12 protein-coding genes are annotated in these 9571 nt (G+C 58.1%); 6 read left to right on the top strand and 6 right to left on the bottom strand.

What is annotated here, in order from left to right; genetic code table 11:
- Positions 1–452 precede the first annotated feature (452 nt).
- Together PYR64_RS02360 and PYR64_RS02355 are read left to right on the top strand one after the other, a co-directional pair.
- Positions 453–830: a hypothetical protein gene (locus PYR64_RS02360; RefSeq protein ID WP_275778127.1), complete on the top strand. Its 378-nt coding sequence runs from the start codon at positions 453–455 to the stop codon at positions 828–830.
- A gap of 94 nt (positions 831–924) precedes the next feature.
- Complete coding sequence (locus tag PYR64_RS02355; RefSeq protein WP_275778126.1) at positions 925–1659, top strand: hypothetical protein; 735 nt, start codon at positions 925–927, stop codon at positions 1657–1659.
- Positions 1660–2102: 443 nt separating this feature from the next.
- On the opposite strand, the gene PYR64_RS02350 is transcribed toward PYR64_RS02355, so the two are convergent.
- The 3 genes from PYR64_RS02350 to PYR64_RS02340 all read right to left on the bottom strand — a co-directional run bounded on the left by PYR64_RS02350 (position 2103) and on the right by PYR64_RS02340 (position 4986).
- Entirely contained in the window at positions 2103–3215 is a 1113-nt protein-coding gene (locus tag PYR64_RS02350) for an ABC transporter permease (protein ID WP_275779875.1), read from the bottom strand.
- A 74-nt stretch (positions 3216–3289) separates the two neighbouring features.
- Entirely contained in the window at positions 3290–3991 is a 702-nt protein-coding gene (locus PYR64_RS02345) for an ABC transporter ATP-binding protein (protein ID WP_275778125.1), read from the bottom strand.
- Entirely contained in the window at positions 3988–4986 is a 999-nt protein-coding gene (locus PYR64_RS02340) for a peptidoglycan-binding protein (RefSeq protein ID WP_275778123.1), read from the bottom strand. Before PYR64_RS02340 ends, PYR64_RS02345 begins: the two co-directional genes overlap by 4 nt.
- Positions 4987–5017: 31 nt before the next feature.
- On the opposite strand from PYR64_RS02340, the gene PYR64_RS02335 reads away from it, so the two are divergent.
- Entirely contained in the window at positions 5018–5179 is a 162-nt protein-coding gene (locus PYR64_RS02335; protein WP_275778121.1) for a hypothetical protein, read from the top strand.
- 34 nt (positions 5180–5213) lie between these two features.
- On the opposite strand, the gene PYR64_RS02330 is transcribed toward PYR64_RS02335, so the two are convergent.
- A complete protein-coding gene (locus PYR64_RS02330) occupies positions 5214–5699 on the bottom strand; it encodes a hypothetical protein (RefSeq protein WP_275778119.1) in 486 nt (161 codons plus the stop codon).
- A 425-nt stretch (positions 5700–6124) separates the two neighbouring features.
- Positions 6125–6628: a hypothetical protein gene (locus PYR64_RS02325; protein WP_275778118.1), complete on the bottom strand. Its 504-nt coding sequence runs from the start codon at positions 6626–6628 to the stop codon at positions 6125–6127.
- Between the two features lie 144 nt (positions 6629–6772).
- Here PYR64_RS02325 and PYR64_RS02320 point away from each other — a divergent pair, with 144 nt between their 5' ends.
- From PYR64_RS02320 to PYR64_RS02310, 3 genes are read left to right on the top strand one after another with little or no spacing between them, the layout of a single operon-like run.
- A complete protein-coding gene (locus tag PYR64_RS02320; RefSeq protein ID WP_275778116.1) occupies positions 6773–7435 on the top strand; it encodes a response regulator transcription factor in 663 nt (220 codons plus the stop codon).
- A gap of 1 nt (position 7436) precedes the next feature.
- Complete coding sequence (locus PYR64_RS02315) at positions 7437–7919, top strand: HAMP domain-containing protein (RefSeq protein ID WP_275778114.1); 483 nt, start codon at positions 7437–7439, stop codon at positions 7917–7919.
- Positions 7920–7923: 4 nt separating this feature from the next.
- A complete protein-coding gene (locus PYR64_RS02310; protein WP_275778112.1) occupies positions 7924–8640 on the top strand; it encodes a HAMP domain-containing sensor histidine kinase in 717 nt (238 codons plus the stop codon).
- Here the strand turns inward: PYR64_RS02310 and PYR64_RS02305 are convergent.
- Entirely contained in the window at positions 8591–9511 is a 921-nt protein-coding gene (locus PYR64_RS02305) for a LysR family transcriptional regulator (RefSeq protein ID WP_275778110.1), read from the bottom strand. The genes PYR64_RS02310 and PYR64_RS02305 overlap by 50 nt on opposite strands.
- Positions 9512–9571 lie beyond the last annotated feature (60 nt).

Here is a 9571-nt window from a genome sequence, read left to right as displayed (position 1 = left end):
AGTTGTCGGCTTCCTGATATGGGCCTGAGGCTGAGGCGGATTTAGGGAACACACGTGCACGGAGCTCGCAGCAATATGGACAATGATCGCAATAGTTGGTTCAGCAAGCTCAGGGCTTGCTCGTTGAGTATCTTCCATCCAGGAGCACAGCCGAGGCGTTATGGACGGCTGCAGCCTGGGACGCTCTGAAGGCAGCAAATCCCGAGGACTTCGAGTAACCGCCCTTTCTTTGCAGGGGCGCCGAGGACCGAGCGGCGATGGCATGCCGTACTTTCGGTATCGGCATCGCCACTGGAACAGCCGTTACCATTATTTGCAGGCGCCGAGATAGGGGACACGATGACCGATGAGAGTGAGAAGGGCGAGGCAGCAGAGGAGCTCAGCAGCGACTTGCCCTCACCTTCGCCCGACTCGTCGACGAGACGCTGCAGCACCCGGCTCGTTTCGTCGGAATGATTCAGAACCGAGCCGAGGTGCTCGACCACCTCGCTGCGGGCCACCAGTCGGTCCGAGAGGGATTCAGTGAGTTCCTCACTTCCAATGACCGCGGCGCGCAGCGAGTGAAGGAGACCGCCGACAAGCTCATTGATTCGATAGACAACGAGCTCGCCCGCGGGGGGCTGAGCCCGGAGCAGAGGTACCGGTTGATCCAAGCCCAAGAACGCGTGCTCGGACAGGTTCGAGGAAATGAGAAGGAAATTCGGCAGGCAAACGAGCGTTCTTTCGCAAGGGTCGTAGCGATCGGTACCTCCGCGGCGGTCGGGCTAGTCGTTCTTGGGTACCTCGTAAAAGAGGGGAAATTGCCCCTGCTGAATCCTCCTACCGCCTAGGCTCAGGCCCCGGAATTCGGAAAAGTGCTACGAACTGTGCCGATAGCCCGCCATCCCTGTCTGGCAATGACCCTCGGGCTGGAAGGATGGGTCGATGGACGACTACAGCATCACGGCAAATGAAGCAGCCGGTCTACTGGGCATCGAGGGACTGGAGCTGCGCAATCGGCTACGTGCGGAAAGACCTGCAGGGGCCATTCAAATCCCCAACAGGAAGAACGGCCGGTGGTATCTGGCCGGCTGGTATGTGGAGCAGCTGGCTGCCGAGTATGACCGCCACCTCGTCATACGAAAGAGTGCACCAACTGCTCACACTCCCCCTTCCGAAGTTGTGGATCACCAGCTGCCGGCGACTGATACAGGGCATCGGGTCTGGTCTGAGTGGGTGACTTTCAATCTAGCGCTGCCGCTGGCCCCGTTGTTCCCGGGTGTGTATATGTTCCGGAAGGCGGACGAGCCGGAAGCCGGTCCGGTGTACATCGGGATGGCGGGGGAACGTAAGGGGACAGGCGTCCGTGGTCGGCTATCCATTTACGCGAGCGGGCGGGGAGCGACATCTGGTCTTGGTGAGCACGCGATGGACCGAGCACTGGCCGACCCTGCGTGGCTTCAAGCCCGCCTCGACGAGGCCGTCGCAGGTCGCCCGATGCGCGCGACAACGGCTGCCCGCTCCGCGATCAACCATGCGCATCTGGAGGTTCGCTGGCAGACTGTGCCGACCAAGGCAGAGGCAAAAGTGCTTGAGGACCAGTTGATCGCTGAACACCCTGGGCGATTGTGGAACCGCCCTCAGCGCTTCCAAATGAATGTGCAGGAGCCTCTCACATAGGGTTTGCTCCCTACCGCTTCGAGCGCACACGCCGGAATGATGGAATGCTGCCGCGGCCACAAATGACTACGAACCCGACGATCGTCAACTCAGCGGTTTGGCGGATACCGGCGGAGGTTACGGACTCGTAGGCTGGGCGAGACGAGCAATGCTACTGCACGCCCGGCACCGGCGACCAAGAGGACGACCACGAAGGCCAAGAAGTTCCATGTGAAGAGAACAGCGGCTATGCCTAAGGTGGTAAGGAGTGCAATTGTCGGTCCGCTCAAGTCCAGGCTCATGCATGTTCTTCCTGCAGGTTAGTCGTTATGTCCGCTGTTCGGCTGATGCCGTCCTCCATCCGGTCAGCCGGGATCAGCAAGGTGCCAAGCGACCCGTTACGTCGTTAGCGTCCGTACTGCCGCCCCCGCATTTCGATTTTCCAGGATGCGGAGGCGGCGGCGTCAGGCGTTGAGGGCACTGGTGGGTGGGAGTCGAGCGGCGCGTATTGCCGGATAGAGCCCTGCGAAGGCGCCAATTGCCACAGTGGCGCCGATGGCAATCGGGAACACCGACAGAGGAATCGACAGCAACCAACCATTGGATAATGCGAACACGGCGGTCACGCCGAATCCCAGGATTGCCCCGGCAAGACCACCAAGGGCAGAAAGCAGGACAGCTTCGGTGAGGAACTGTCCTCTGATATGTGATTTGGTTGCCCCGAGGGACCGCCGCAGGCCGATTTCCTTGCGCCTTTCCAGCACCGAAATTATCATCGTGTTCGCTACACCGATCCCACCGACGAGCAGCGCGACTGACCCCAAGCCTACAAGCATCCCCGTAAAGGCTTGGTCCGTCGCGTATTTTGCTGCCAAGGCGTCGGAGGGCCTGCTCACGTTGACTTCGTTGGGGGCTTCGGGTTTCGTGCTGGCGGGGAGAAGCTTCCGCACCTGCTCCACCAGTTGTTCCGTTGACCTTTCGTAGACGGTAGTGGGCTCGCCTTCGTGGTCAAGATAGTCTCTCGCAGCGTGGATACCGACGAGCGCAGCCGTGTCGAGTTCTGGCGCCAGAGGAACAGGCTCCAAAATTCCCATTACTGTGAAGTACTTTCCCCCCAAAAATACTTGTCCTCCAGGGGTCGCAACACCTAGTCGGGACGCCGCCTTGCTGCCCAATACGACGGTAGGGTATCTACTCGACGCCGCATCCAACCACTTGCCCGAAGAAAGGTTTGCTCCAACCGCATCAAGAAGTTCCAGATCTGCCGCGTAAGCAATGAGTCCACCCGTGCTTCGAGGATCAGAGACGTCACTTCGATACACGTTGACGTTTTTTATCTCCGATATCGAACTCACCCTCTCCACGCCAGCCATGCGTCGAACGCGCTGGACGGCGTCCGAGGGAAGGGGCGCCTCCTTCCCGGTAAGGCTTTTGCCGGGTGTGACGGTCAGCAAATTTGTGCCAAGCTGTGCAAACTGCTCATTTAAGCGTGCCTGGCTGGACGTAGAAATACCGACGACGGCGATCATTGCGGCGATACCTATAGCAATGCCCAGGGCAGAAAGTACTGAGCGCATCGGACGCGTACGAAGTCCGCTGGAACCCAGCCGCACAATGTCCCACCACAGTAGGCGCGGCACTCTTGAATCGTTCACGAGTTCGCCCCGAGATTGTTCGAAACTTCCTGCCCTGTCAGCTGCCCATCTCGAATCATCAGCCGCCGGGGAATACGAGCAGCCAAATCGAGATCATGAGTAATGACCACGATGGTGGTGCCTGCTTCGTTGAGCTCGAACAGGAGATCGATAATGCCTTCGCCGGCATGCGTGTCCAAGTTCCCGGTAGGCTCATCGGCCAGCAATAGGGCTGGATTTCCTACAACCGCACGAGCTATCGCCACGCGCTGTTTTTCCCCGCCCGAGAGCTGGTTGGGTCGGTGACTCAACCTGTGCCCGAGCCCGACTCGCAGGAGTGCCGCTTCTGCTCGTTCTCGTCGCTCAGTCAGGGAAGTTCCCGTGTAGAGCAATCCGTCGGAGACGTTGTCCAAGACGGTCACACCTTCCGCAAGGTGGAACTGCTGGAATACGAATCCAATTCGGAAAGCGCGGAGGGCAGCCAACCCTCTATCGCTAAGGTCCGTGATATTGCAGCCATCTATAAATGCTTCGCCTGCGGATGGCAGATCCAAGGTGCCGAGGATGCTCAGCAACGTTGACTTTCCTGACCCGCTCGGTCCGACAACCGCAACTAGCTCGCCTTTGGTGATTTTCAGACTTACCTCATCGAGGGCCCGCACCGGGGGGCTGCCGTAGACGCGGGACACATCCTTGAGTTCGACGATCGACTCACTCATCCCGCGACCACGATTCTGTCTCCAGCTTTGATCTCGCCACCAAGAATTTCCACGAAGCCACCTACGAACACACCGGTCTGTACTTCGACGAGCCTGAGGGATCCGTCGGATACGACTTGAACACCATATTTGTCTTCGGCAATGGCCATCAGGGCACTGACGGGCACTGACAGCACATCCTTGCGGCTAACCTGTTCAATAGTCACGCTGACGGCTATGCCGGCCAGTTCCTTCGTCGCGGTGACATCATCCACTGATACGAGGATAGGTACGACGACCTTCTTGCCGGTGGGTTTTTCCACTTCCACCGGCTGACCGATCTCTTTGATCTTGCCGGTCAAGACTGTCTTGTCCGGCAATGTCACGTTCACAGCTCCCCCAACCGTTACCGAGCTGCGATCGGCAACGTCAAGTTCCGCCTTGACGATCTTGTCCGCAGATGTGACCGTCATGACGCCTGCTCCAGCGCCGACCTGATCGCCAATATTCAGCAGAATCTTCGAAATACGGACGTCTCCCGGACTGAACTGGATGCGGCCCAACTCAATGGTTCCCGTCTGCTTTAAACCAAGAGCCTTCTGCCAGGCCTTCACGGCCACGATGGTGTTCCAGTCGTACCTTTGATTTGGGCTGTACGGGAAGTATCCCAGCGCCGCCAGCCCCTTCTCCAACTGTTCAACATCAGGGCCGTCGGTCATGTCTGCCGCAAACTCTCGCCATACAGGGAGGTTTCCGTGTAGGAGGACCACGGGTGCGTTGTCGACCGAAAACAACGTCCCCCCGTGGCCGACGGAACCACCAGCCGCGGGTAGGCCTGTGAGGACACCACCCACGCCGGATGAGATCTGCCGCGTCCCGTCGTACTCAAGAATTCCTTGGGCACGCGTTAAGGACATCAAATCACCTCGTTTGACTTCGGCCGTCGTCGCGGGAGGTTCCTTTTGTTCTTCCTTTGGCGCTGCAGATGCGTTGGTTAGCTGGAGTGCCATCGCCATTCCGATGGCTCCAATAAGGAGCGCAATTGCGATGACTGACCAGATTCTGACTCTTCTGGACCTCAGGGACGGGCGGCTGGAACCATCAGCAGCGGGAGAGGCTTTTTGTGTCTTCATCGCCCACTCCTCGGAGAGCTACCGTCATGTTGCCGAACAGCGCACTGTGTTGATGAGTCAATTCTGTGTGCGCTAGCCCAAAATTGTTTCGCCCGTGAAAGTGTCATTTTCTAGTTCCTGCCCTTGGCGCCCAGACCGCAAGCAGCCATAACTTGTTCGCTCACCTCTGGCAAGGCCATACCCATGCCAGGCTTGGGGTCCTCGATATCCACTCCTTGATCACGCAGGCACTGCGCGATCTTTCGCTGGGCCTCCTGCATGCCTTCCTTGCTCTTTCCACCCGATTGGACAGGGGCGGTACCGATCTTCTTTACACAGGTCTCATGGGCGGCCATCACTCCGCTGTCGTCATCGAATTGAGGCATTTCCGCGACTCCGTTGGAGCTGGGATCAGGCATATCGAAGCCTTCACCTCGCATGCAAGACGCGTAATCCAGAGACCAATCCTGCATGGTCTTCGGCGCGGCAGTTGAGGCCTTCGTGTCCTTGCCTGGTCCAGCATCTGGAGCGGCACCACAAGCCCCAAGCCCGAGCAACAGGACCGGAGCCACCAATAGCGCAAACTTTGTCCTGCCGTTTCTAAAGAAACTAGTCATTAAATATCCTCCTGCATTGTGTCTTCCCCGATGATGGGAGTGATCTTCACTAAAGCTCCCCAGTAATTAAGGGCTGCAATAAATGCAAATATTTGGCCTTTAAGTAAGCCCTGGCTACATGCAATAATTCGCCAGTGTTTGAACTCGACGGATTTCTTGGACTTTTTCGACCGCATCATTTAATACGATGGTGCCCCACGACTGCCAGGCTAGGGAACTATCAGTACCTGAATTCCATAAGTCTTCTTCTGGTGACGGAAATGTGAGTTCTGAGAAACTTTTGGAGAAAGCCCGGGATTCCAACGGAATCGTTCGTCTCGAAATATGATCGGCGGAGGGGGCTTGGCATATATATGCATAGCCGATCGTTGTCTCTTCGGATCGCCTAAAGGACTTAGGCCGGGAGACATGGAACGAATCGAACATCATCCCGCCGGTACGCCGACGAGGCCACACTTATCAAGAATGTCTTGACTTACATCGGGGAGCACCGTCATCTCCCCCGCTGCCGGGTCCTTCACATCCACACCGTTTTCGCGGAGGCACTTGTTAGTATCGAGGGCTCCTTCCCCCAACTCCTCTGGTGAAGTCTCCTTGTCACCGACGGGAGGTTCACCGATCTTTTCGAGGCAGGTCTTATTCGCAGCGATCTGAAGGGGGGAATCTTCGGTGGCTGGTACTGCCTGGTTTCCGTCTTTCCCCGGATCAGGAACATCCACGCCTTCTTGGCGCATGCAGGAGGCGTAGCTCACCTGCCAGTCCTGTATCAATTGTTCAGCCCGAGGTTTGCCGCCATCCGCTTCCTTGTTCTGCTGGGTACCACATCCGGCTAGGCCAAGGGCCAAGAGCGGGATGGCTGCCCACACGGCCAGCTTGGTCCGGCGACTCTGTAACACATTCATCTTTTCCTCCTGAGCGGGGTGGTTCATGGCCGTTCGGCTACGTCATTTAGCAAGTACACCGGTGGGGACATTCAGGGGACGTCAGAGAGTTTTTTACGTTTTTCACATGTTTGCCCGGCTATCTTTGTTCTTGCCGGAACACCGCCGGACGAGTTGGAACGGGAGAGTCTATTGCGGGTGCTGGTAGTCGAGGATGATGCATACCTTGGAGAAGCGCTGGCTTCGGGGCTGCGGTTTGAGGGGATGTCCGTGGACCTTGTAAACAACGGTTTAACGGCCGTGGAACAGCTCATGGAGAACGCCTACGATGCGGTGGTGCTGGACCGTGACATTCCGGGGATGCACGGAGACGAGGTTTGTCGTCGCGTGGTTGCAGATCCGGACGGTCCTGCCGTGCTGATGCTCACAGCTGCGGACAGCTTGTACGACAAGGTTGCAGGTTTTGAAATAGGAGCCGATGACTACCTCGGCAAGCCCTTTGAGTTCCTTGAGCTGGTAGCGCGGCTGAGGTCTTTGGGCCGGCGGCAGAGAACGGTCCCGCCTGTACTCCACTACGGTGGAATTCGACTCGACACGTTCAGACGCAGTGTTGAGCGGAACGGCGTGCCAGTAAGACTTACCCGTAAAGAATTCTCGGTTCTGCAGATCTTGCTCGAAGCATGCGGGGGAGTTGTCAGCGCGGAGCTTCTGCTGGAGAAGGCCTGGGACATCAATGCGAACCCGTTCACCAACGCCATTAGAGTCACCATGAGTTCTCTGCGGAAGAAGCTGGGTCAGCCAGCAGTGATCGAGACCCTACCCGGAGTCGGGTACCGTATTCAGGCAGACCTTTAAAGTGCCCGCCAAAAGTTCACTCCCCGTCCGCAGGAGGCTGCGCCTGACGGTGCGGGCTCGCCTGACCCTCGCCTACTCAGTGATGTTGGCCGTCACGGCGGCCACTATGCTGGCCGTGATCTACGGATTCATGCGGTTTGTGCCTACCTACCAGATCATGAGCACCAGCAGCACGCCGTCGATGGCGCAAACGGATCAGCCACTTGATGCCGAAATTCCCGACAGGACCCTGGGCGTTGTTTCGCCGATAGTCCTCAGCAGTGCCAACGATATTCTGAGTACTTTGCTCATTACCTCCCTTCTGGTCCTGGCCGCCTTGGGCATAGCGGGGATAGGAACGGGTTGGATTGTGGCCGGGCGGTTGCTCAGACCCCTCCAACAGATAAACCATGCCGCGCGGGAAGCCGGAAAGGGTGCATTGGACCACCGCATCCGGTTTGAGGGTCCCAAGGACGAGATAGCCGACTTGGCAGGAACCTTTTGACGAGATGCTCGCTAGGCTCGAGCGCTCGTTCAGCGCCCACAAGCGCTTTGCTGCCAATGCTTCCCATGAACTGCGAACGCCACTGGCAGCAAGCAGGACCATGATCGACGTCGCGATAGCTCACCCGGGACGACAGGAACTTCCAGAGCTGTTGCAGCGCCTGCGCGCGGTTAATCGTCATAGCAGCGAGATAGTTGAATCGCTGTTGCACCTGCATTCCATTACGCAGGCACCGTTAACGAAGGCGCCCGTGGACCTTTCAGCCGTTGCCAGGGAAGCCGTCCAGAAGACCCGGGCAGAGGCCTCCACGCTGACGGTTTCAATTTCCATCGAAGACGAAGCCGCTCCGGTGCAAGGTGACCCGGTCCTGTTGCGCCAGCTTGTCCTAAACCTTGTTCACAACGGAATTCGGCACAATATCCGGGCCGGAAGACTGACTGTCAAGACAGGAAACCGCCAGGGAAAGTCCTTTGTTGAGGTGATGAACACCGGAGACAAGATTCCCCCGGATATTGTGGATCTCCTGGTCGAACCGTTCTACCGCGTCAGGAACCGGTTGGAGGCAAGCCCGAATGGAGGACACGGTCTTGGCCTGGCGCTGGTACAGAAGATATCCGAGGCGCATGGCGGGCAACTTACTATTGCACCCAACCAAGATGGTGGCCTGACTGTCACGGCTTTGTTGGACTGTTACCAGAGATCTGACTTAGGCGCTCGATAGCGGATGCGAGGGAGCGCAACGGATGGTTGCGATTGAGGTCGCCGGTTCGGGTCGCCAGATACACAGTGTTCAGCGGCGCAAACTCGGGAGTGTGCAAGGTCACGAGTTTCCCCGCGACGAGGTCTTCTTGCACCAAATAGCTGGGCAACACGGACATTCCGGCGCCAGCCAGAACGGCTGCGCGCACCCCGCGAAGATCGGGAACGATGCAGTTGCTCCTGAGATCATCAGGACGTCGGTGGAAGACGGTCCGCCAGTAACGGCGAACGATCGGCAGGTTCTCGGCGTAGGCAACCACAGGAATACGTGCCAGTTCAGCCTCCACAGGCTCGTCACCCGGGAGGCTGGTTTGCCAGGACGGCGCTGCCACCAGTACAAATTCTTCGTCGAAGAGGGGCGATGCCGTAACACCCTGGACCCGGGGACGGACTGCGCTGACCACCAGATCCAGGTGGCCGGCGCGCAACTGCTCAAGCAAGTCGTCAACCAGGCCAAAGCGAATCCTTAGCCTGACTCCAATGGCTTGGGTGAGCTCCGGGGTTCCCGGCAAAAGCATGGCCGTGAGGAACTCTGCCGGACCGCCTAAGTGAAGAGACTCATCTGCTCCTGAAACGTTGGACATAAAGGCGAGATCGTCCAAGGCGTCGATGTGCGGGGCAATGTCACGCGCCAATTCGTCGGCTTTAGGAGTCGGGGTGACGCCCACGGGGCTCCGCTCAAAGAGCCGCAAGCCAAGATTCAGTTCCAGGGAGTGGACATGTGTGGAGGCTGTTGGCTGGGAAATACCCAGCATTCTTGCGGCTTCGGTCAGCGACCCCACACGGTAAACCGTGAGGAAGGTCCGCAAGTGTTCCATGTTGTGAGTAGCCATCGGTGCAATCCTCGCATGGGCACGCCCAAAGAATTCCTATGAGGGCCACAGTATTCTCTA

Source organism: Paenarthrobacter sp. Y-19, from assembly GCF_029223985.1.
In the GTDB taxonomy this organism is placed as follows: domain Bacteria; phylum Actinomycetota; class Actinomycetes; order Actinomycetales; family Micrococcaceae; genus Arthrobacter; species Arthrobacter nicotinovorans.
The sequence above is the reverse complement of the archived record's forward strand: the minus strand, read 5'-3'. Positions and strand labels throughout refer to the sequence as shown.